The organism is Paenibacillus sp. L3-i20, from assembly GCF_022180385.2.
Lineage (GTDB): Bacteria > Bacillota > Bacilli > Paenibacillales > Paenibacillaceae > Pristimantibacillus.
Map to the genome: position 1 here is coordinate 266,840 of NZ_BQME02000002.1, position 23,638 is coordinate 290,477.

Below are 23,638 nucleotides of genomic sequence, written 5' to 3' on the forward strand. Positions count from 1 at the left end.
GTCAACGTTTTGGAATAATGCCGTACGCTGCTTGTTTCAACCATTCGCGCAGACGCTCGGCCTCTTGGTCGCAGGCATGCCTGCGTTGAATAAGGGCCATCGCTGCTTCGGCAAAGGATAGGAAATTTTGCATCAATCGTGGCTGCGACAGATCCATTAAGGATGGATCTTCGTCAGCCACCTTTTTTTTGATAAACCCGAGCATCCATACGACATCGTCTCGACAAAGTGGATATTCAGAATCTAATATTCGTCGTATTCTAAGCTCAGTAGGATCAGTGGTACGGGCATTGGATTCGCTGGTCATTGTAGTGTCACTCCTATCTTGGAATATGCATGACATGTGCATCTTTATCATCCATACGGCTTAACTCACTTTTTTATACCCTCCATATGAAAAAAAATGATATGATGTGGGAGAAAAGTAGAGTAAAACGCATTAAAAGGTGGAAAAACGCAATGGAATCCAAATTTTGCGACAAGTTGATATTAATTGGCTTCATGGGTACGGGTAAATCAAGTGTTAGCCGATTGCTTGCAGAGCAACTAGGTTGTATTCGTGTTGATGTTGATGAAGAGATAGAGCGAGTAGAAAATAAAACGGTCGCGACTATTTTTGAGAACAAGGGTGAAGAGAACTTTCGAGAAATTGAAAGTCAAGTGCTCCACGGGCTTTTGACGAATCCCGGTTCTTCAGTCATAGCCACAGGCGGTGGTGCGGTGCTGCGAGAAATTAATCGTAAAGTGATGCTGGAAAAAGGTTATGTTGTAGCACTTAAAGCAAGTCCTGATCAAATTATTTCCAGAGTAATTAACGATGAATCTCGACCATTACTAAATGGTGATGTTAAAAATCGAGTATATAGCTTGCTTGAGCAAAGAAAAACAGCATACGACTTTGCGCATATGGCAATTGATACAACAGAGCTTTCTGTAGAAGATGTTGTAGCTAATATTGTGAGAGAATGGCATCATTATTCCTCATCCAATAAATCGAAGTAGAAGGAGATTAATTAAAGATGGACGTTATCGTAACGCCGACTCCCCGGCTTAAGGGTGAAATTGGGGCTCTTTCCTCCAAAAACTATACGACTAGATATTTACTTGTAGCCGCTTTGGCAGAGGGAACTAGTACTATTTATTACCCAGCTCATAGCGAAGACAGCGATGCGATGCGCCGTTGTATTCGAGATCTTGGAGCAATTGTAGAAGAAGATGATGAAAAAATCGTTATAACTGGTTTTGGTCGCAATCCTAAGCCAGTTGAGCAACTGGATGTCGGTAACGCGGGTGCAGTATTACGTTTTCTGATGGCGATAGCGTCATTATGTCCAGATCTCACTTTCGTCAATCGCTACCCGGATTCTCTTGGTAAACGTCCGCATCATGATTTAATTGAGTCTCTAAGCAACATGGGCGTAACTATTGAGCATAATGAAGGCAAGCTTCCTATTACCATTAAAGGCGGCAAACCAAAAGGCGGACATATTAAAGTATCAGGAAACATCAGTTCACAGTTTTTGAGTGCATTGTTGTTTTTGACACCACTTTTGGAAGAAGACAGTGTAATTGAGGTGCTTCACGATCTGAAATCGAAAGTTGTCGTTGGTCAGACGTTAGAAGTGTTGGAGCAAGCAGGTATTGTCATTCACGCTGATGAGGATTACATGAGCTTCCGTGTACCAGGACGTCAAAACTACGAAGCTAAGACGTATTCTGTTCAAGGGGATTATCCTGGGTCTGCTGCTATTCTTGCTGCAGCAGCTGTTACGGAATCCGATGTAATCGTACATCGTTTAGTTGAGAATAGTAAACAAGGTGAGCGTGCTGTAGTTGATGTACTTCGTATGATGGAGGTTCCGCTGACTCACGAGAACGATATCGTTCATGTAAAAGGTAATGGAAAGCTCAAAGCAGTCGAATTTGATGGTGATCATGCAACGGATGCTGTTTTGGCGATGGTTGCTGCAGCTGTATTTGCAGAAGGGACTTCACGCTTTTATAACGTTGAGAATCTACGTTATAAGGAATGCGACCGCATTACCGATTATTTGAACGAGCTTCGCAAGGCAGGGGCAAACGTTGAGGAGCTTCAGAGTGAAATTATTGTTCATGGACGTCCTGAGGGAGTTGAAGGCGGCGTAGATATTAATGCTCATTATGACCACCGTGTCATTATGGCACTTACGATTGTTGGGTTACGTTCCAAAAATCCAATCCGTATCCATGATGCACATCATGTAGCTAAATCGTACCCAATCTATTTTGACCACTTGAAGGCGTTGGGTGCAAATGTTGAGTGGATAGATGGGGATTCGCATTAATATTTGCTTGACTAGATCAAGCTCAATCAATGGAAACGAGGTGCATGTATGACTTTCGAAAATCCGGCACGGGAACAAATTAAGGAAATATTGAGCGGTAGTGACGTCGTTGCAGTTGTAGGACTTTCTGATAATCCGGAGCGAGTATCCTACATGGTTTCAGAGGCGATGCAAGCAAAAGGGTATACGATTATTCCTGTTAATCCTAATGCAGAATCGATATTGGGGCAAAAGAGTTATGCTACTCTCGCAGAAATTCCAGTTCCCGTTGATATTGTCAATGTGTTCCGGCGCAGCGAGCATACACCACCCATTGCAGAGGAAGCTGTTTCCATTGGTGCAAAGACACTTTGGCTTCAACTTGGCGTATCCAATGATGATGCCGCAAAAATTGCACATGATGGCGGTTTAACGGTCATTATGGATCGTTGCATTAAGGTAGAGGATTCCATTCTTCTTCCTGGTGGAAAAGCCAAAAGCTGACGGTAATAATTTCGATCCGATTTCTCCACAATAAGAAAGGCTTCAGATGACTAACCGCAAGACTGAGATAAATTTGCGGTTTCATGACTCTAAAGACTCTAGCTCTTATTCCAAGGAGGACACAACGTGAATCAATTTTCGCAACAGCCGGTTAACTTCCAAGGTCAGCAGAGCATCTTGAATGGAAATAGGGATCAGCATGATTCATCCGGTTATGTACAATCCCACTATCAAGGTCAATTGTCTGCGCCTACCTTTAATGGAGGGCAATCACAATCAATTGTGAACAACTCATCCAGTGGTTACCAACATTCGAATGCAGGGCAGTATGGCGGTATTACACAGCATTCGCCATCCTATCATTCCATTTCGCAACCGGCAGTTTCGAACCATTCGTTCACTACACATCATCCGGCTCCAAGTTATTCCCAGCAAGGTTCCGCAAGCTATACGAATACTGCTCCTGCCATCTCGCATGTGGGCTATCAAGCGGGACAGAACTACAGTCATAATCAGAGCCAAGGTCAAGGGAATAGTCATAGCCAGGATCATTACCAAGGACAGCAACATGGCTATAGTCAAAGTCAAAACCAAAACAACTATGTTCAGCATTCACTTTATCAGCCTTCAACAGGTAACAATAGCTCCCAGCATCAGTCATATCAAGCAGCGGAGCCGAGAGGGTATCAGTCGAATAGTGCTTCTCATAGCTATGGTACGGGACAAGCACACTCGAACACGCCGCTTAACCCAGTTTATCAAGCGACAAATGCTTATGAGCAAGCAGGTCCTGTTATTTCGCGTTATGGCTGGCAATCAACAAGCAGTAATAATTCGAATAATTTTGGCGGTACAAGATAGTCATTATTATAAATCAGGGAACAGAATCATCGACAGGGCGGGCCTATTCGGCTCGTCTTTTTACTTTGACAAATGTGGAACAAGGGCTTAACATCGAAATAGACCTAATGCTTGTTACATTCAGAATTGCCATGGAAAGTTGCATTTTGTATATTCTAAGATGATGCTTACGAAGTCACGTTTTACTATGTAAAACTAAGATGATGCTTACGAAGTCACGTTTTACTATGTAAAACGTTTTAGGAGGTTAAAAATGACTTTCATAGGGAGCCTGCAGCAGTTGGGAAGAGCTTTCATGCTGCCGATGATAGTGCTTCCAGGAGCAGCCGTATTTTTAAGCCTAAGTCAGTTGCCTTGGGATTACATAGGATTGCCGGGTATGTCGGAACACTTGCGTGCAGCAAGCGAAGTAATTTTTTTGTATTTGCCATATATATTCTCGGTTGGCATCGCACTTGGATTAAGTGGTAATGCTTTAGCAGCAGGAATGGCGTCGCTAGTAGGAATGATCATTTATACAGGGGTAATTGGTACATCCAGTACCGAAATCCAGCCAACGATAATGATTGGAGCTATTATAGGTATTGCAGCTGGATATAGTCACGAACGATTTAAGGACTTAAAGTTGCCTGAGTACATACAGTTTTTTGGCGGGCCACGATTTGTACCTCTATTTGTAAGCTTAATTTCTTTTCTATTTGCCATAGGAATGGTCAATATAGCTCCATATTTACAAGGGCTGATGATTGAGCTGGGCGAAGTTGTAGCATCTGGCGGCGGTTTTGGAGTGTTCCTGTATGGATTTGTTCATCGTATATTAGTGGTGTTTGGTCTGCATCATCTCGTTAATCACGTATTCTGGTTCCAGATTGGCGGATACGAGACGGAAGCGGGCAATATCGTATATGGAGATTTGCCGCGCTTTTTTGCCGGAGACCCATCGGCGGGTGCATTCATGGCAGGGCTTTACCCTACAATGATGTTTGCACTTCCGGCTATTGCATTTGCGATTATTCATGAAGCGCGCGAAGATTTGAAGCCGAAAATTCGTAAAACGTTTCTGTATGCTGCTCTTGCGTCATTTCTTACAGGTGTAACTGAACCAGTCGAATTTGCTTTTTTGTTTGTAGCACCTTATTTGTATGTTGTTCACTCCTTATTGTCAGGACTCATTATGTGGGTAACATTTGAACTTGGTATCAGGCATGGCTTTTCGTTTTCTGCGGGTGCGATCGATTTTACAATCAACCAGCATCTGGCCACTCGTGGTTGGCTTATTATTCCAATAGGCATCGTCGTCGGATTGTTTTATTATTTCTTATTCCGCTGGGCGATACGCAGATTCCGTATTCCAACGCCAGGACGTGAGGAAGGTTCTCAGCTTGATGAATGGGCTGGTGATATTCCATACCGTGCTCCCCTTATCCTTCAAGCTATTGGCGGTAAACATAATATTGTGCAGATGGAATCGTGTATTACTCGTCTTCGTTTGAAGGTAACAAATGAGAAGATTATTGATGTCAATTCCCTTCGCAACTTAGGTGCTGCAGGCGTAATTAGACTTGGTGGTGGTCATGTGCAGGTGGTATTCGGTACATACTCCGAACTTATTCGCGAAGCAATGATTAAAGCTATACATCGTGATCAAGCACAGGTGTTGTTTCACTCTCCGATGCAAGGTCGAATGATTCCATTAGATGAAGTTCCAGATCCTATCTTTGCTGGGAAGCTAGTAGGACAAGGGGTTGCATTTTTGCCTGATAAAGGTGAATTGGTGTCACCTGTTATGGGTAAAGTTATTCATATCTATCCAACGATGCATGCGATAGGCATTAAGACGCCCGAAGGGCTGGATGTGCTGCTACATATAGGAATTGATACGTCGCACTTGGCTGGAAAGTCCTTTTTCCAGGCAGTCGTCAAAGAGGGCGATGAAGTTACACCAGGCATGCTTCTGATCCGCTTTAATTTGCAGAAAGTGCGAAAAGAAAGCAAGTCATTAGCTACACCGATGGTCATTACTAACTCCGATAAGGTTCTTTCATGGCGCTATGCACCATTTAAAGCGGTAAAAAAAGGTCAGTCTTCGGTTATGTCAGTCGTACTTAAAGAGAGCAATGGTGGAGGGGAAACACAATGATTCAGGGTATTGGCGCTTCGTCAGGTATCGCGATCGGGAGAGCATTTGTACTGCCGAATTGGGAATGGGAAGTTCCCGAGCACAAAATTGACGTTTCTGATTTTGCTCGCGAGTTTGAGAGAGTATATGAAGGTATTCGCTCCTCCAAGCATGAGATTGAGCAAATAAAAGATGAGCTCAGGGAAGTAGTAGGCTCAGAAGAAACGAATATTTTTGATGCTCATATCGCTATATTAGATGATCCTGTCTTTATGAATGAGATTCAGGGTATCATTCAGCGGCAATATAAAGCAGCCGAAGTTGCTGTGAAGGAAGCAATTGATCATTTTGTAACGATGTTCGATTTGTTAGATGATGATTACATGAAGGAACGTGCGCTCGACATTAAAGATGTCGGCAATAGACTGCTTAAACACTTGCTTGGTGTTCCGGAAATTACGTTGCCTGCAGATACACAGCCCTTTATTCTCATTGCAAAAGAATTATCTCCTTCCCAATTGGCTCATATCAATCCAGACCATGTGCTGGGGATTGTAACGCTCACTGGAAGCACTACTTCCCATTCATCAATTATGGCTCGGGCACTAGGTATACCGTTAGTCGTTGGTATTGAGCCGAGTCTAGATGATTCGATTATAACGGGTCAAACCATCGTCATTGATGGAGGAGACGGCACCGTTTATATTGAGCCTGTGCAATCCATTATTGATCATTATAACGAGTTACATAGTCGTCAGGCAGAAGCGAAGAAGAAGTTGATGCATTTTGCTAATCATCGCTCTGAAACGCCGGATGGTAAATGGTTGCGACTTGGTGCAAATATAAGTTCCTTTAAGGAACTTGAGATTGCGTTGTCGAGTGGAGCGAGCGGTGTAGGTTTATTCCGCACGGAGTTTCTATATATGGACCGTAACCGATTCCCAAAGGAAGAGGAGCAGTATGAGGTATACCGGAGTGTAGCTGAGAAGCTGCGAGGCGAACCACTTGTCATACGTACGCTTGACATTGGCGGAGACAAACAGCTTGACTACTTCGAATTGCCGGAAGAAGACAACCCATTTATGGGGTATCGAGCCATTCGGATTTCACTCGTCCGTAAAGATCTTTTTAAAACACAATTACGAGCGATATTGAGGGCCAGCTATTATGGACAAGTTAAACTAATGTACCCATTAATATCTTCTGTGGATGAAGTTCGTGCCGCTAATGAACTTTTAAGAGAAGCGAAGGATGAGCTGGAGCAAGAAGGTATTCCGTATGATAAGGGTATGAAAGTTGGCATTATGATAGAGGTTCCTGCAGCTGTTATGATAGCTGATTTGTTGGCTCAGGAAGTTGACTTTTTCAGTATTGGCACAAACGATTTAATTCAGTATACATTGGCTGTTGATCGAATGAACGAAGAAATATCACATTTGTATGAACCGTTTCACCCTGCGTTGCTTCGAATGTTTACTCAAACGGCGGAGGCAGCCAAAAACAATGGAATTACGATAAGTGTTTGCGGTGAATTAGCCGGAGACCTTCGTGCATTACCAATCTGGCTCAGTCTAGATGTAGATGAACTTAGTATGTCTGCGCATTCGATACTTCCAGTTAAGGAACGACTACTAAGCACATACCAAGGTGAGAGCAAAGTTGTTTTTGAGGAATTGCGTCACTGTCGTACTAGCTCCGAAATTATTAAGAAGCTTGAATTGTTTAGTCAGAGCGTAGACGCACAAACAGCGAATGGTTAGACCATTCGCTGTTCCAGTGCATCAACAAATGCTTTTGCATATGGCGGAAGATCTGGTGGCCTTCTTGCAGAGATAAGGTTACCATCTACAACGACAGCTTCGTCAAACCAAGTAGCACCTGCATTTTCCATATCGTCTCGAATACCAGGTGTAGAAGTCACTTTGCGACCTTCTAATATTTTGGCAGAAATGAGAACCCAACCTGCATGACATATTTGTCCAATTGGTTTATTGGCAGCATCCAGTTCTTTTACGAGCTCAAGTACTTTTGGATAACGTCTTAATTTGTCAGGAGCCCAGCCTCCTGGTACAAGAATTCCGATAATATCTTCGCTGTTTACTTCATCGAAGGACAAGTCAGCGACAGCAGGAACGCCATATTTGCCAATATGCGTCTTGCCTTTCTCAGGACCTGCATAGAGAACAGTTGCTCCAGCTTCACGAACGCGGTAGACAGGATACCATAACTCTAAATCCTCAAACTCATCGTCTAGCAAGCAGATGACGGTTTTATTTTGCAAGGACATTCTAATTCCCTCCCTATTCATAAGTGCTATACCATCTCTATTGTAACGAAGGAGTAACCATGAATCAAATAAGCACCCAAAAGAAGAGCATTATATCGCGTCAATTGCTTCGCTTCCTACCTGCCATACTGTGGATGGCTGTCATATTTATTTTATCGTCTCGTACTGGAGATGAGCTCGGTTCCGTATTGCCTCTATTCCAAAAATGGTTTCCTTGGATGACTGATTTTAACTGGGGTCATTTTGTCTCATATTTCATATTAGCTGCAACACTCGATTTTGGTTTTGGAGCACGTTCAGAACGCTTATTTATGAAAATAGTTATTATTGTGTTATGCGGGTTGTATGGAGTAACTGATGAAATTCACCAATCGTTTGTTGGTGGTCGTATGATGGATATGACGGATGTTCGTAATGATTTAATTGGTGCAACGATTTGGGTTATTGCTGGATCTATTCCGTTTATTCGACGTGTCTGGAGAAAATACTTCTTGTAGAGAAAAAGGCTGAGCACAGTAGTAAAAATTACATAGTAGAAAAAAGCAGGAGTTTTGACAAAAAAGGTCGAATAGTTCTCTCATTCTCATCGAAATTTGGGTAGGGAAGATAGTGGCTTCAGCCGCTATGAGAAGGAGCTGACCAACTTGCAAAAGAAATGTTCCTGTGGCGTGATGATGACAATTAAGCTGCGTACTGTCATCTATTCTGGGAAGGTGGAAATTGATAATGTTCCAATCTTTTCCTGTATAGCCTGTAGCAGAAGCGAAGTTATTCCTGAAGTGAAGCCCGATTTGACTGGACTTATCGCTCAGCTTGGTGCAGAACCGAGCAAAGGGACATTATTGTTTAATGAGTGCAATGAATGGGCAGATTTGTTAGTAGAAGCAAAACTAAACAAAAATCTGCCTAACAGCCAAGAAGTACAGGTGCTGATTGAGCAACGGATTAATATGCTTTTGGATATATATATACTGGCTCAAGGGCTTAATGACGAAGTGTGGATTGCGGAGATAAACAAAAGACTTCAACAACTTAGCGGAAAATCACTGTATACATAATGTTCGATGAAGGTGTAACTATCCTGTCAAATCATCTATAGGTATGAAGTGGTCTTAGTCCTTGCTATATGTCGAAAAATGGATTCCAAACCCTGTCGTCATGCGGCTCAGTCGGCATGAACATTGCGAAAAGTAATATTTTGTCGTATCATTACGTTTATCTGAGGCGTACGAAAGAAATAAAATTTGGAGCAAATGGAGAGGGAATCCGTGACGGTAACTATTTATGATGTAGCAAGAGAAGCAGGAGTATCCATGGCTACGGTTTCCAGGGTTGTGAACAATAATCCTAACGTGAAGCCAGCAACACGAAAGAAGGTATTCGAAGCGATTGAGCGTCTGGGCTATCGTCCTAATGCTGTTGCGCGAGGTCTTGCAAGTAAAAAAACAACAACCGTAGGAGTTGTTATCCCTGACATTTCGAATGCTATTTTCGCTGAAGTAGCACGTGGAATCGAAGATATTGCGAATATGTATCATTATAATATTATTTTATGTAACGCAGATAAGAAAAAAGATAAAGAAATTAGAGTTATCAATACATTGCTTGAAAAACAAGTAGACGGCCTACTCTTTATGGGTGGTGCAGTAACTGAAGAGCATTTGCAAGCTTTCAGAACTGCAAATGTTCCGATAGTGCTATGTGCGACAAGCGATGACAATAACCAAATTCCATCGGTTGATATCGATCATGAAGCTGCAGCGCATGATGCAGTAATGCAACTGGTCGGACAAGGTCATAAGAGAATTGCTATGATTAGCGGAACCTTACAAGATCCATCGAACGGCTTTGCCAGATTCCAAGGATACAAGCGTGCTCTAGAGGTTGCTGGAATTGCTTACGATGATTCGTTAGTTCGTATCGGTAACTACCGATATGAGTCGGGTGCTGAAGCTATGAAATATTTTATAGATCAAGCGGAACGTCCTACAGCTGTATTCTCAGCAACGGATGAAATGGCAATTGGCGCGATTCATTGCATTCAGGATTCTGGGCTGCAAGTACCATCCGATATATCAGTAATTAGCGTCGACAATAGCCGCATGGCGTCCATGGTTAGACCGCAGCTTACTGCTGTAGCACAGCCAATGTATGATATTGGTGCTGTATCGATGCGACTATTGACTAAGTTAATGAAGAAGGAAAATGTCGAACAATCTAGAGTTGTATTGCCTCATGAGGTTATTGTTCGGCAATCGGTTGGAGGAATCTAAGAGCATGTCAATTACGAAAATTGGAATAATCGGCGCTATGGCTGAAGAAATTAAATTGCTTCATGAGCATGTTAACGTAACGTCGGAATATAAAAAAGCTGGAATCACGTATTATGAAGGTACATTTCATGGTAAGCCAATCATCTATTGCAAATCAGGTGTTGGTAAAGTAAATGCTGCTGTGTGTACACAATTACTGCTTGATGCCGGTGCAGATGAAGTATTATTTACTGGAGTTGCAGGTGCACTTGATCCAACATTAAATATTGGTGATATTGTAATTTCTACGAGCTGTATTCAGCATGATATGGACTGTACGCCGCTTGGTTTCGCCAAAGGCGAAATACCGTTCCATTCTAACTCGGAGTTTGTTGCTGATGCGCGTTTAGTCGCACTTGCTTCAGAAGCTAGTGAACGACTTTTCCCAGGTCGCAGCTTGAGGGGTAAAGTGTTGTCTGGGGATCAGTTTATAGCAAGCCGTGAGACTGTGGAGCAATTGCACAATACGCTGCAAGGCGCATGTGCGGAGATGGAAGGGGCAGCTGTTGCTCAAGTATGCGAAATGAATGGTGTTCCTTTTGTCATCATTCGTTCCATGTCTGATAAAGCGGATGGTTCTGCTCACGTTAACTTTACTGAATTTACGATTCAAGCGTCAAACAATTCATTCCAAATGATTGATGAGATGGTTAAGCACTTTTAATATATAAAAAAGAGCAATCGATTGTGGCTTTGACGCCGAATCGATTGCTCTTTTTATGTGCAAAAATATTATTTGAGTTATAAGTCCTGAATGACAATAGCTTGGGTATTGCGATTTTGTTCCGTAATAATGTCTCGCCTTGGAATAGAGGATATATCGCCATCACAATCTAGCCAATTTGGCGGAAGATCGACAGGACTTTTGCTCTGCCATTGCTGGAGCCAATTAGAAGGCAACGTGACAGGCTTATCTTCCCCAATTAAGGCGGCTAGCGGATGATCTGACATCTCAAGCCATACTAACGACCAAGCACGTGGCACAACGCGCCAGATGTCGTAGCCACCGCCACCTAATGCAATCCACTTACCGCCTGTATACGTATGTGCAAGTTCATGGAGAATAGCGGGAATTTGCTTGTAGATGCGCATGCTGCAATGGATATGAGATAGTGGATCGTAGGCATGAGCGTCGCAGCCATGTTGACTAATAATTACATCCGGCTTAAATGAAGCAATAACTTTTCGAATAGTAACATCAAAGCTTTCCAGCCAAGATTCATCTTCAGTAAATGGCTCTAAAGGGACGTTAAATGTTGCTCCAAAGCCTTTGTCCAAACCCTTTTCATACGCATAACCTGTTCCCGGAAATAGATATTTACCAGTTTCGTGTATAGAGTATGTACAAACATCAGGATCGTCATAAAATACCCATTGCACACCATCGCCATGATGAACATCGGTATCTACATAGAGCACACGAGCGTTATACTGCTTGCGAATATGTTTAATCGCAATAGCTGCGTCATTATAGACGCAGAAGCCTGAAGCTTTGTCCGGAAAGGCGTGATGTAGACCACCTGCGAGGTGGAAGGCATGAAGCGATTGACCGGACATGACGGATTCAGCAGCAGCGACTGAGCCTGTTACGATAGCAGAAGCAGCTTGGTGCAGTCCTTCGAAAAATGGTGTGTCTTCAGTCTGAATACCATATTGCTCTGCAAGCACAGATTTCCGCCGAGGATCATCTTCGTTATTTAATTGTTTGACTGCCTGGATGTAATCGTCCCGATGAACGAGAGACAACATCTCTTCATCGATGATATAATCTGGGGAGACAATATCATCATCCGTTAGCGCATTCGATTCTTTTAACAAATCGATCGTTAGCAGTTGACGGATAGGATCGAAGGGATGATCGTCATGAAATTTATAGCCTGATGAATCGCAATGATGTATGAAAACAGCATTTGATACCATTCTGAGCTCATATCCTTTCATGGATAAATAGTTGGCTTAGTACATGAATCGTCCTCGGAATCGAACCTGATCGAATTTCTCGATAGACTGGAGAGGTACTTCCTTGCCAATACGAACCATCAAGCAATTAGCGGGATGGGAACATATTTCGGGATCGTCAGTGGCATACCAGATCATATCCACCGATTTCATTACATTTTCCATCATTTTTCGATAATCCCAAACATTAAGTCCAGTGCCTTCTAAATCCCAATGCCAATAATACTCCGTTGTATATACAATGACGTTCTCAAGCTGCTCTTCTGCAAAAGCCATTTGAATCATCCGCTTGCCAAGTCCATGAGCTCGGAATTCATTTGCGACCTCGATTGCTCCTAGCTCTACCAAATCGATCATGCCGCCTTCTGACCAGCGCTCCAGCTCATCCGGATAATGAAAAGTTACATATCCTACAATGAGGTTTTCTTCACGTACAAGTATTATTCGCCCTTCTTCTAAAGCTGCAATCTCTACAAGAGCTTCATGTTGCTCTTTTGGCCTGCGAAAAGCATCTAGTGACGGATGCATGTGATAGTCGGTAAGTCTGCTTGGCGGGACGGGTCCTTCTATTATGAGTTCTCGATGATCGTTTATAGTGATCATTTCTCTCTGCAGCAGTTTGCGGTGCTCCATTTCTAGGGTCCCCTTTCGTCTCAACTGTCGAGAAAACTGATTGTTTCTTCCGTCAAAATGAGTATTTCCTACTATTCTTTATAACAAACAATCAAGAAAATGAAAAGCGTAGTCGAAAGGAAACATATTGTGGTATAATAATAATTGATTTTTGAAAGCGCATTCCGTAATTATATAACGAGAGATTTGATGGGAGAGTGATAGAATGATCAACTTGCATCAAGAGCGTATTCCAACTTCAGCGACAAATCCAAACTTAAAAAACTACGAAGAATCATCAGCATCATTCCAATGGGAACAAGTTGAGCAGCAGTTCAGCTGGTATGAAACAGGAAAGGTGAATATGGCGTATGAAGCGATTGATCGCCATGTCGAGCTAGGAAAGGGCAACAAAACTGCACTTTATTATAGTGATAGCGAACGAGATGAATCGTACACTTTCGAACAACTAAGCAAGCAATCCAATCGATTCGCTAATGTTCTTCGCCAATTAGGCGTTGGTAAGGGCGAACGCGTATTTATATTTATGCCACGTACGCCGGAACTTTATTTTAGCGTTTTAGGCGCTTTGAAGATCGGTGCAGTTATAGGTCCACTTTTTGAAGCTTTTATGGAGACAGCGGTTAAAGATAGACTGCAAGACAGTGCGGCAACAGCAATCGTTACTACGCCTGCATTGTTACATCGCATCAAACGCGATGAACTTCCACTGCTTAAGCATATCATTGTTTTTGGCGAAGATGTTGAAAGCAGCGATGGCATCATTAACTATAAAGAAGAGATGAGCAAAGCTTCTGAAGAAGCAGAGATTGAATGGCTTGGTCGTGAAGACGGTCTTATTTTACATTATACATCTGGTTCAACAGGCAAGCCGAAGGGCGTATTCCATGTTCAGAATGCGATGGTTCAGCACCTTTTCACAGGTCAAGCTGTACTTGATCTGAAAGAAGATGATATTTATTGGTGTACGGCTGACCCAGGTTGGGTGACAGGAACGTCATATGGTATATTTGCTCCTTGGCTGAATGGTGCTACCAATGTTGTTCGTGGAGGCCGCTTTAGTCCTAGTGATTGGTATTCTGTTATACAGAAGTTTAAAGTAACTGTTTGGTATAGTGCACCTACAGCATTTCGTATGCTGATGGGAGCAGGGGATGATTTGTCGAAGCAATTTGATCTATCTACTCTGCGTCATGTTCTGAGCGTTGGCGAACCGCTTAATCCAGAAGTCGTTCGTTGGGGAATGAAAGTGTATAATCAACGTATTCATGATACATGGTGGATGACGGAAACTGGCGGTCAATTGATCTGTAATTATCCAAGTATGGATATTAAACCAGGTTCAATGGGCAAGCCGATACCAGGTGTTCAAGCTGCAATTATCGATGATAACGGAGTAGAAGTGCCTCCTTACCGAATGGGTAATTTGGCTATTCGTACACCATGGCCATCGATGATGCGCAAAATTTATAATAACCCTGCAAAATACGAGGAGTACTTCCGTTTAGAAGGTTGGTACGTATCAGGAGATTCAGCTTATATGGACGAAGATGGATATTTCTGGTTCCAGGGCCGAATTGACGATGTAATCAATACAGCAGGCGAACGTGTTGGCCCATTTGAGGTTGAGAGCAAGCTAGTAGAACATCCAGCAGTTGCGGAAGCTGGCGTTATTGGGAAACCAGATCCGTTGCGCGGTGAAATTATTAAAGCGTTTATCGCACTTCGTGAAGGATATGAGCCTTCGGAAGAACTGAAGAAGGACATTGCTCAATTCGTGAAGATTGGCTTATCCGCACATGCGGCGCCAAGAGAAATTGAGTTTAAGGATAAGCTGCCTAAGACGCGTAGTGGTAAAATTATGAGACGTGTTCTAAAAGCATGGGAACTTAACCTGCCGACAGGTGATTTATCTACAATCGAAGATTAATGATTGAAAATCCATCAGGAGTCGTGAGACGGCTTCTGATGGATTTTTCTTTTAACTACGAACTTCGGGGTTACATAAGATGCAAAGAGCCTACAGGCGCATTTGAGGCGCATGTAGGCTCTATGTTTGCTAGCGATTATTCACCGCCGATTGTTATTTTCGGTGAGGACGTAGATAACCCTGTACTATTTTCGGCGATTACGTAATATGTGCCTGATGCAAATTGCGTAGGATGCTCGAAACTAGTCTGTGTTGTCGTACCTATTTTAGTAAAGGCATTTTCACCTGCTGCACTATAATAAATATGGTATTGAAAAACTTGATCTGATACAGAATTGGCTGACCAACTGACGATTACACTCAATTCTGAGTCTTCAATTTGAAGTCCTGTTGGTGCACTTGGTACACTTCCTGTTACGCTGCCTTCTGATCCAGTTTCTGATCCGTTTTCGGTTCCTGTTTCGCTACCAGTATTACCAGGTAATCCAGGAATTTCGGGGATATCAGGCGTTTCAGGAACGGTAGGGCTTGTGCCGTAAGAAACGATAGCGCTTGGCGTTGATTCTTTGCCAACCACATCAACAGCAACTACATAATAGGTAGCATATTCGTTCTTGGACGAATTAAAGTTTATTTTGTACTCATCACCAAGTAATAAGGATTCACCTACTTTGGTATATGCAGCTTGATTGGACGCGCGATAGAGTCGATACCCTACAACATCAGCTGATTTACTGTCGGTGAACGTAATGGTAATTTTGCCGCTTCCCGATGATTGAAGCTTCACATCATTAGGTGGTGCTGGCAAAGCACCATCGTCAACTCTCGGATCCTTTTTGGATGGTGCAGCTTTTTCTGCATCTGCTGGAACATAAACGCTCAATGGCTTCCTGCTACTTGCAGGTAACCGCGACTGAGCTGCTTTGATCTCATCCATCAGCTCATCAAGCGGCTTCTTGCGTTTAACGACTATTTTTTCTTTCAACATATCTGTCGGTGTTAATTCGTTTGGAACATAATTAATACCTTCAAATGTAATGAGCTTCATGTTTACTAAAGCATCATCTTGTTTCTTAGGCAAATGTTTTTTGTTAAACCAATCCGTTACGACCATGCCTGCTTCTCTTGATAAGCTGCTAGGCAAGAGGCCGCTTGCACTGGAAACAGATGCTTTTACTATTCCATCTGGCTTCGCAAAGTCTTTCGTAGGGAACAACTCCGGTTTCGTTTCCGTTAGCTTGTTCATAATTTGCGTCCAGATCACACGTGCTCTTGTTCGACCATTGTTGGACAGGGCGTTGACTTGCTCTTCGTAACCTGCCCAAACACCGAGTGTAACGTCAGGTGTGTAACCCATAAACCAGACATCTCCATAACTTTGTGTAGAGCCTGTTTTACCTGCTACAGGAATTTTTCCATATTGGTTAAATTGTTTGGAAACAGCATTACCAGAACCTCTAGGGCTCGAAATGACCGTCTTCAACATATCTGTCATAAGAAAAGCAGTTTGTTCAGAAAACACACGTTTAGGCTGCTGTTTATGCTCGAAAATAACTTTGCCATCAGCATCCGTAATTTTCTCAATCATATATGCATCTTGGAAAACGCCTTCGTTCGGAATTGCTCCATAAGCGTTTGTCATCTCTTCAACGGATACACCAAGTCGCAAACCGCCAATTACACCAGTTTTGGAATAGGCATCTTCAGGTTGGAGTGTCGTAATGCCAAGCTCCTTAACGAAATCCCAAGCAGCTTCGATTTTCACTTCTTCGTTGAAAATTTTCAAGGCCGGCAAGTTAAGGGAACGGTTAAGTGCCTCACGTGCTGTTACGAGTCCAGTGAACTTACGATTTACGTTCATCGGAATATGATAACCCTTTTGTCCGTCTTTCAAAATAAGAGGTGCGTCATCAATAATGCTCGCTGGGCCAATAATCCCTTTATCAATTGCTGGTAAGTATGCAGCGAGCGTCTTCATCGTAGAACCTGGCTGACGGATCATTTGTGTAGCAAAGTTCATTTGCTCTTCATAGAAATCACGGCCTTCTAACATGCCGATAATAGCTCCGGTCTTGTGATCTAATATGATCCCCGCAATTTGCTCAAGACCTTTAACCTCGCTATAAGGAGCAAAGTTTTTTTCGTTGCTTCCGATCTCACGCATGATGGAGTATACATCTTTATCTATCGTCGTGTAGACATGATAACCTCCGCGCTGAAGTTGTTCACGTGCTTCTTCAATTAACCCTGCATTTTCCTTTTTACGAAGTTCTTCCTTCGTTAAAGTAGGGTCTTCCTGAATAAGAAGTACTTCGGCGGCTTGCCGCTCTGCTTCCAACATTAAATAAGGAAAAGTTGTATATGCTTTTTTGCTTGACGGTGCAATTGTAGAACGAATATCAAATTTCAGTGCTTCATCGTATTCTTGTTGAGAAATTCTTTTTGTTTCCAACATTCGAGAGAGTACGAGTTGTTGACGTTTAACTGCTCGCTCAAAGCCTGGTTCATTGAACTTACCTGATCCCGTAAAAGCTGTGTATAAGGATGGTAATTGGGGTAAACCGGCTAAGTATGCTGATTGCGCGATGTTTAGCTTCTGCAAATCGTTTATACCGAATATGCCCTTAGCTGCTGCTTTGATACCGAACACTTGATATCCGTTAGAACCATTGCCGAAAGGCATTTTGTTTAAATAGGCTGCTAATATTTCTTCTTTGATCAAATAACGTTCCATACGTAATGACAAGAAAATTTCTTTGATTTTACGGCTGTCTGTCTTGTCTAAGCTTAGGAACACACGGCGTGCAAGCTGTTGTGTCAGCGTACTCCCGCCAGTTTGGGTATCTTCGTTGAAAAGCTTTTGCTTTACCGCTCGACCAAGTCCATATATGTCGACACCATTATGATCAAAGAAGTTATTGTCTTCTGTCGCCAAGAGAGCGTTAATAACCGATTCAGGAATTTCTTCGTATGTAACTACGATTCGATCTTCATCAGTTCTAAGTTGTCCAACCAGCGTCTCATCATTGAAGTATACGTAGCCTGTCATCGAGTATTCTCCGACCTTGCTTTGGATTACTGACTGCGGTCTAATCTCCTCATCTTTCACCAGCGCTGCGACATAACCCGTCACAGCTCCGGCACCTAAGAGACCAAAAAATATGCCGAAATAAACAATCCATTTTACAGTTATAAAAGATACCATACCGAACAATCGCCATTTGCTGTACGGTGCGGGCGATTTTTGATGATCTTCTTGCATCTAAGTAATTCCTCCTCCAAAATAGCATAACTATTATATCACAAATCATTAATTGGTACATATGTATCCAATTTTATTCTTATTTTCCCTTAACTTATAAGCTTTTTCTAACTGATATTGTGTTACGAGCTTAATTTGCTTGTTCGAACTGGAAGTGCTTTTAGCGTTTATTTATAGACGTACATTATAGAGGAAATGTTTTAAGGTTAAGTGAGCTGTTAAACAATTAAAGCCCACTAGTTTAAACACTGAATTTACTACTCATACAGTATTTTTTTGATCCTAATTAGGAAGGTTGCATCTTTTATAGAAACTATTGTAAAGAAATGACGTAATAAATAACGGAAATGTTCACAGGTTTTGGGTGAAGAGAGAGGTGAAGGAAGATGGAAACATTATTTATGGCGTGTTTGATCGGCGGAGTATTGTATGCCATTATAAGCGTTATTTTTGGAGATTGGTTGGGTCAGGCGTTTGAAGGAGCACTTGATTTTCTTTCGATCGAAGGATCCTCTTTTCTGCAACCGATGACAATTGTAGGAGGAATTACTGTATTCGGCGGGGCGGGATTGTTGCTTGCAAAATACAGCGAAATAAATAATCCTCTTATCATTTTAATCGCATTACTTATCGCCGTCGTCGCCGCAATTGCCGTCTTCTTTCTTTATGTGAAACCGATGGAGAACAGCGAGAACTCCATAGCCTTTACTCTGCAATCGCTAGGAGGATCACTTGGTGAAGTACTTACTCCAATTCCAATTGATGGATATGGTGAAGTGCTAGTGAAGGTAGGGGCCGGATTTACAAATCAGATTGCTGCCGGTTTCGATAATGAGTCCATTCCTTCGGGGGCGAAAATTGTTGTGGTCGAGGTACGGGATAGCGTGCTCTACGTTTCTGAAGTAAACCTGTAAGACTAACTACGAGAGGGGATTATTGTACATGGAAGAGTACTTGGTTGTTCCGGTTATTGTTGTTGGTGTATTGGTTGTCCTTGGACTTGCGTTCTGGGCGCGTTACAAAACGGTTAGCCCTGATGAAGCGATGTTGGTGACGGGGTCGTTTCTGGGAAGCAAAAATGCTCTAGTAGACGAATCTGGCCGCAAAGTTAAAATCATTCGAGGTGGAGGCGCATTTATACTTCCTATATTCCAAAAGGCCGAATACTTATCCTTACTTTCCCATAAGTTGGATGTCTCAACTCCAGAGGTCTATACAGAGCAAGGTGTACCTGTTATGGCAGATGGGGTAGCCATTATTAAAATCGGCGGGGCAATTGAGGATGTAGCGACTGCTGCCGAGCAGTTTCTCGGTAAGCCGACTGAGGCGCTTAAGGGTGAAGCACAAGAAGTACTGGAAGGTCATCTTAGAGCAATTTTAGGTTCTATGACAGTGGAAGAAGTATACCGTAACCGTGATAAATTCGCACAAGAAGTACAAGGGGTAGCGGCAAAGGATTTGAAGAAGATGGGATTGCAGATTGTCTCTTTTACGATAAAAGATTTACGTGATAAGCATGGTTATTTGGATGCATTAGGTAAACCGCGTATAGCAGCTGTTAAGCGTGATGCAGAGATTGCTGAGGCGGAGGCAGTGCGTGACGCTAGAATTCAGAAGGCGCTCGCTTCTGAAGCAGGCCAGAAAGCTGAGCTACTCCGTGATACGAACATTGCAGAAGCTGAGAAGGATAAGGAAATGAAAGTAGCATCTTTCAAACGTGATCAAGATACTGCAAAAGCTGAAGCAGATCAAGCCTATGCGATCCAGGAAGCTCGCGCGAAGCAAAGTGTTGTAGAAGAGCAGATGAAAGTTGAACTCGTCCGTAAGGAGCGGGAAATCGATCTGGAAGCGAAGGAGATCCTTCGTCGGGAGAAGCAGTATGATGCTGAAGTTAAGAAAAAAGCGGATGCAGACCGATATGCTGTTGAGCAGGCTGCTGAAGCGAACAAAGCGAAGCAGCTTCGTGAAGCTGATGCAGTACAATATCGGATCGAAGCCGAAGCGAAAGCACAAGCTGCTCAGAAGAGGCTCGATGGTCTTGCTGTTGCAGAAGCGGAGAGAGCTAAAGGTACTGCTGAGGCAGAGGTTATCCGATTGCGCGGTCTAGCGGAAGCGGAAGCGAAGGAGAAGCTAGCCGAAGCATTTGCAAAGTTCGGCGAAGCGGCAGTATTAGATATTATAGTGAAAATGCTGCCTGAGCTTGCTGGCCAAATTGCGTCGCCAATCGCGTCTATCGATAAGTTGACAGTAGTTGATACGGGTAACGGAGAAGGTGCAGCACGGCTGAGTAATTATGTAACGTCACTAATGGCGACAGCACCAGAAATGCTTAAGAGTGTTTCTGGTATAGATGTTAATGGTTTGATTAAAGGGCTGACATCAAAAGCAATTGCACCCCAATTAGCTGCTTCAACTCCATCATCAGCATCACCAGTAGTCAAGGCTGTGGTGCCGCCAAAAGAGATCAAGCTACCTAATATTACGGATCCCATTTAGGAGCGAGATTTCATTCTGGTACAAAAAAAACCTTGAACCAGATGGTTCAAGGTTTTTTTCCTAAAATTAACGGCTGTAGAACTCGACGATTTGTTTCTCGTCAATTTCTTGGCTAAGCTCAGCACGGTCAGGAAGACGAACGTACTTACCTTCCATTGCTTGCTCGTTGAATTCTAGGTAGTTCGGAAGGTGATGACGACCTTCCATAGCTTCTTTAATTGTTTTTAGGCCACGGCTGCGCTCGCGCAATCCGATTACATCGCCAACAGAAACTGTGTAGGATGCGATGTCAACTTTTTTGCCGTTCACAGTAACGTGACCATGAGCAACCAATTGACGTGCACCAGCACGGGAGTTGGAGAATGCAAGACGGTAAACAAGGTTGTCTAGACGGCTTTCAAGTAGAGCCATGAAGTTTTCGCCGGCTTTACCTTTGATTTTTGTAGCTCTGTCGTACAAGTTACGGAATTGTTTTTCGTTCATTCCGTACATGTGGCGAAGTTTTTGTTTCTCTTGCAATTGGATACCGTAACCGCTCATTTTTCTGCGTTGGTTAGGTCCGTGTTGGCCTGGAGGGAAAGGGCGTTTCAAGTCTTTGCCAGTTCCGCTTAGGGAAATTCCAAGGCGGCGGCTTAATTTAAATTTAGGTCCTGTATAACGTGACATGTGTCTTTTTAACTCCTTCATCAAAGTGAATTTTGAGAATGGGGTTGTGTTGCGCGGAAAAACGTTCGTGGAACGAGTAAGCTCGTCCCTAATAAGCACCTCAGCCGCAGGCTTATTAGTGATCGTAATTCCTGAGGGTGACACAAAACCGTACGCCCATGTTTTCAACAACTAATATTATACGAAATCTATATGAAATGTCAAGGCTGAGTCTAATCTAATAAGGGTTAAAAGAGATGGCAAAAAAAGCGTCTAAAGTCCTATAAATTATGGAAATGCTAGTGCAATATTCTTAAAAATAAAGTATGATGGTTAAGGCGAGTGCTCGTCTCCCTGTTGTACATAGAAAGGGTTAGGTGCTGCATGTTTAATGAATGGAACGTCAAACATCCTATATGGTTTGCCAACGAAGATATTCATGATGCGGACGAGCCTTATCTGCCGTCTTTATTTGAAGATAGCTTTCTTCAATGGGGGAATGAAGCTTCCGCACTAGCTTCTTTCCGTGTGGGGCAATTTGGGATCTATAGCAGGGACGGACGTTGTCATGCAACTGAAGGTCACCGTATAGAAGAAATGAACATAAGTGATGAGGATGTTGTGCGTTCAGCACTGCAAGCCGCATTTGATAATAAGGGAACTAGTCACACTGTAGCGTCTGACATTCAAGTAGTTGCAATACCGATTACTCGTCGCAACGATGAGAAAATATTTGCTGCTTTGCTATTTATTTCTTCTATAGATGTGACACCGAATTTATTCGAATTAGAAGCAACTGCTCTCCATTACAAGAGCTGTTTCTATCGTAGCTTCGAGCAGCTATATGTGAAGGATATGCTCCAATATCAGGAGCGCACCGACAAAGAAGCTAGCAGAAGAGATGCATTGTTTCTCGTAGCGAAAAGGCTGTATGACCAAATTGATGTTACGTCCGTACTATCGGAAATGTTGCACAGCTTAGAAACGCTTTATCCAGATTCTGAGGTAAATATGCATCTCTCGCAAGACTATGTGGACGGTGACCCTCGGGTGAAGCCGCTTGTATTTAAGAATACAGCCCATGACATTGTTGCACAAGCGTTTTTAGATGGAAAGCCGGCAAAAGAACATGATCGCGATGGCGGGATGCGTCTTGCTGTTCCCATGTCGGGTAAACAAGCAGCATATGGTGTACTTTGCATCACAATCGGTCGAGGTAAGTGGGATGATTCTGATCTACCAGCCTTTTTATTGCTCGCAGATACTGCTGGATCTGCCTTCGAAAATGCAAAGTTATACGAACAGTCCAATCTTCTTATTAATGAACTCAAATTAATTAATGATATGACAAAGCGGTTGAATCAATCGCTGCGGGTGAAAGAAATATTCCAGTTTGCAACAAGTGAGCTTCTGACTATATTTGGGGCGGATCATTGCTGTGTTCTACAACTGAATAAGGAAACAAATCAATTCGTTGTTAAATCGGGTAACATTCCGGCGCTTGCAACTGAAACCTATTCATCTGAATACGGGTTTTGTGGAATTATTTATAGAACGAAAGAGCCACTCATCATTTCTGATTATTGGAATACAAGAGTTGTGACATCAAAGCTCATGGATAATACGGGATCTAGATCACTTATTGCTGCGCCAATATTTGTGGATGGTGAAGTAGTCGGTGCGATTTTGATTACTCACAAAAAAGCTAGCTTTTTCTCTTATGACAATTATAAACTTCTTCAAGTAATGAGCACACATATCGGGCTTGCTGTTACAAATGCTTCACTGCATGCTGAAGTGCGCAGAATGGTTATTACTGACAATTTAACTGGACTTCATGCACGTCACTATTTAAACGAACAAATTCAGAATCGCCAGCGGAAAGATGCCTTCGGTTCACTTATCTTGGTTGATATTGACTACTTTAAACGAGTGAATGATACATTCGGACATCAGGTAGGAGATCGAATATTGGTACAAGTGAGCAATATTATTACATCCTCTATTAGAGAAGATGACATAGCAGCACGTTGGGGTGGAGAAGAGCTGGCAGTATATTTGCCGGGTGTCCGGACGGAAAAGGCGTTACGCATCGCAGAACGGATTCGAAAGCAAGTTGCCGAGGAAACAGATCCTACTGTAACCGTATCATGCGGTGTTTCGGAATGGACCTTCGATAATGAAAAGATTAGTGTTGAATCTCTGTTTTATCGAGCAGATATGGCGCTATATGAAGCCAAAAATAATGGAAGAAACTGCGTCATTGTTGGTGAAAACTGATAGTTCTCTTGATCATAGTAATTAAATATACTTTAGATTGAAGAGAC

General features: G+C 42.7%; 20 protein-coding genes. 14 read left to right on the plus strand and 6 right to left on the minus strand.

The window, feature by feature from the left end; translation table 11 throughout:
• Position 1 precedes the first annotated feature (1 nt).
• The gene (locus MFF31_RS14460; protein WP_238188821.1) at positions 2 to 307 is read right to left on the minus strand and encodes a hypothetical protein; all 306 of its coding nucleotides are present in this window, start codon (positions 305 to 307) and stop codon (positions 2 to 4) included.
• 152 nt (positions 308 to 459) lie between these two features.
• Between MFF31_RS14460 and MFF31_RS14465 the strand changes: the two genes are divergently transcribed.
• From MFF31_RS14465 to ptsP, 6 genes are all read left to right on the plus strand, one after another.
• On the plus strand, positions 460 to 1,002 hold the full coding sequence (locus MFF31_RS14465; protein WP_238188822.1) for a shikimate kinase: 543 nt from the start codon (positions 460 to 462) through the stop codon (positions 1,000 to 1,002).
• A 17-nt stretch (positions 1,003 to 1,019) separates the two neighbouring features.
• Positions 1,020 to 2,324: a 3-phosphoshikimate 1-carboxyvinyltransferase gene (aroA, locus tag MFF31_RS14470; protein ID WP_238188823.1), complete on the plus strand. Its 1,305-nt coding sequence runs from the start codon at positions 1,020 to 1,022 to the stop codon at positions 2,322 to 2,324.
• 48 nt (positions 2,325 to 2,372) lie between these two features.
• Positions 2,373 to 2,807, plus strand: coding sequence for a CoA-binding protein (locus tag MFF31_RS14475; protein ID WP_238188824.1), 435 nt, complete (start codon positions 2,373 to 2,375; stop codon positions 2,805 to 2,807).
• A gap of 126 nt (positions 2,808 to 2,933) precedes the next feature.
• The gene (locus tag MFF31_RS14480) at positions 2,934 to 3,668 is read left to right on the plus strand and encodes a hypothetical protein (RefSeq protein ID WP_238188825.1); all 735 of its coding nucleotides are present in this window, start codon (positions 2,934 to 2,936) and stop codon (positions 3,666 to 3,668) included.
• A 253-nt stretch (positions 3,669 to 3,921) separates the two neighbouring features.
• Entirely contained in the window at positions 3,922 to 5,808 is a 1,887-nt protein-coding gene (locus MFF31_RS14485; protein ID WP_238188826.1) for a glucose PTS transporter subunit IIA, read from the plus strand.
• Positions 5,805 to 7,547 carry a phosphoenolpyruvate--protein phosphotransferase gene (gene ptsP / locus MFF31_RS14490; RefSeq protein ID WP_238188827.1) on the plus strand — a complete coding sequence of 581 codons (1,743 nt, stop codon included), beginning with the start codon at positions 5,805 to 5,807 and terminating at the stop codon, positions 7,545 to 7,547. Before MFF31_RS14485 ends, ptsP begins: the two co-directional genes overlap by 4 nt.
• On the opposite strand, the gene MFF31_RS14495 is transcribed toward ptsP, so the two are convergent.
• On the minus strand, positions 7,544 to 8,074 hold the full coding sequence (locus MFF31_RS14495) for a type 1 glutamine amidotransferase domain-containing protein (protein ID WP_238188828.1): 531 nt from the start codon (positions 8,072 to 8,074) through the stop codon (positions 7,544 to 7,546). The two genes, ptsP and MFF31_RS14495, sit on opposite strands and share 4 nt — an antisense overlap.
• 59 nt (positions 8,075 to 8,133) lie before the next feature.
• On the opposite strand from MFF31_RS14495, the gene MFF31_RS14500 reads away from it, so the two are divergent.
• From MFF31_RS14500 to MFF31_RS14515, 4 genes are all read left to right on the plus strand, one after another.
• Positions 8,134 to 8,571: a VanZ family protein gene (locus tag MFF31_RS14500; RefSeq protein WP_238188829.1), complete on the plus strand. Its 438-nt coding sequence runs from the start codon at positions 8,134 to 8,136 to the stop codon at positions 8,569 to 8,571.
• 147 nt (positions 8,572 to 8,718) lie between these two features.
• On the plus strand, positions 8,719 to 9,132 hold the full coding sequence (locus tag MFF31_RS14505) for a hypothetical protein (RefSeq protein WP_238188830.1): 414 nt from the start codon (positions 8,719 to 8,721) through the stop codon (positions 9,130 to 9,132).
• Between the two features lie 210 nt (positions 9,133 to 9,342).
• The gene (ccpA, locus tag MFF31_RS14510; protein WP_238188831.1) at positions 9,343 to 10,347 is read left to right on the plus strand and encodes a catabolite control protein A; all 1,005 of its coding nucleotides are present in this window, start codon (positions 9,343 to 9,345) and stop codon (positions 10,345 to 10,347) included.
• Positions 10,348 to 10,351: 4 nt separating this feature from the next.
• The gene (locus tag MFF31_RS14515) at positions 10,352 to 11,050 is read left to right on the plus strand and encodes a 5'-methylthioadenosine/adenosylhomocysteine nucleosidase (RefSeq protein WP_238188832.1); all 699 of its coding nucleotides are present in this window, start codon (positions 10,352 to 10,354) and stop codon (positions 11,048 to 11,050) included.
• Between the two features lie 77 nt (positions 11,051 to 11,127).
• Here MFF31_RS14515 and MFF31_RS14520 read toward each other — a convergent pair whose 3' ends face one another.
• Together MFF31_RS14520 and MFF31_RS14525 are read right to left on the minus strand one after the other, a co-directional pair.
• Positions 11,128 to 12,327 (minus strand): acetoin utilization protein AcuC, encoded by a 1,200-nt coding sequence (locus MFF31_RS14520; protein WP_248565495.1) that lies wholly within the window; start codon positions 12,325 to 12,327, stop codon positions 11,128 to 11,130.
• 15 nt (positions 12,328 to 12,342) lie between these two features.
• On the minus strand, positions 12,343 to 12,978 hold the full coding sequence (locus tag MFF31_RS14525) for a GNAT family N-acetyltransferase (RefSeq protein ID WP_238188834.1): 636 nt from the start codon (positions 12,976 to 12,978) through the stop codon (positions 12,343 to 12,345).
• A gap of 205 nt (positions 12,979 to 13,183) precedes the next feature.
• Here MFF31_RS14525 and acsA point away from each other — a divergent pair, with 205 nt between their 5' ends.
• Positions 13,184 to 14,908: an acetate--CoA ligase gene (acsA, locus tag MFF31_RS14530; RefSeq protein WP_238188835.1), complete on the plus strand. Its 1,725-nt coding sequence runs from the start codon at positions 13,184 to 13,186 to the stop codon at positions 14,906 to 14,908.
• A gap of 136 nt (positions 14,909 to 15,044) precedes the next feature.
• On the opposite strand, the gene MFF31_RS14535 is transcribed toward acsA, so the two are convergent.
• On the minus strand, positions 15,045 to 18,170 hold the full coding sequence (locus MFF31_RS14535; protein WP_238188836.1) for a transglycosylase domain-containing protein: 3,126 nt from the start codon (positions 18,168 to 18,170) through the stop codon (positions 15,045 to 15,047).
• A gap of 386 nt (positions 18,171 to 18,556) precedes the next feature.
• Between MFF31_RS14535 and MFF31_RS14540 the strand changes: the two genes are divergently transcribed.
• The gene (locus MFF31_RS14540) at positions 18,557 to 19,084 is read left to right on the plus strand and encodes an NfeD family membrane protein (protein WP_238188837.1); all 528 of its coding nucleotides are present in this window, start codon (positions 18,557 to 18,559) and stop codon (positions 19,082 to 19,084) included.
• Between the two features lie 28 nt (positions 19,085 to 19,112).
• Positions 19,113 to 20,666, plus strand: coding sequence for a flotillin lipid rafts scaffold protein FloT (locus MFF31_RS14545; protein WP_282570483.1), 1,554 nt, complete (start codon positions 19,113 to 19,115; stop codon positions 20,664 to 20,666).
• 66 nt (positions 20,667 to 20,732) lie between these two features.
• On the opposite strand, the gene rpsD is transcribed toward MFF31_RS14545, so the two are convergent.
• The gene (gene rpsD / locus MFF31_RS14550) at positions 20,733 to 21,332 is read right to left on the minus strand and encodes a 30S ribosomal protein S4 (RefSeq protein WP_238188838.1); all 600 of its coding nucleotides are present in this window, start codon (positions 21,330 to 21,332) and stop codon (positions 20,733 to 20,735) included.
• Positions 21,333 to 21,695: 363 nt separating this feature from the next.
• Here rpsD and MFF31_RS14555 point away from each other — a divergent pair, with 363 nt between their 5' ends.
• Positions 21,696 to 23,591 carry a sensor domain-containing diguanylate cyclase gene (locus MFF31_RS14555; RefSeq protein ID WP_238188839.1) on the plus strand — a complete coding sequence of 632 codons (1,896 nt, stop codon included), beginning with the start codon at positions 21,696 to 21,698 and terminating at the stop codon, positions 23,589 to 23,591.
• Positions 23,592 to 23,638 lie beyond the last annotated feature (47 nt).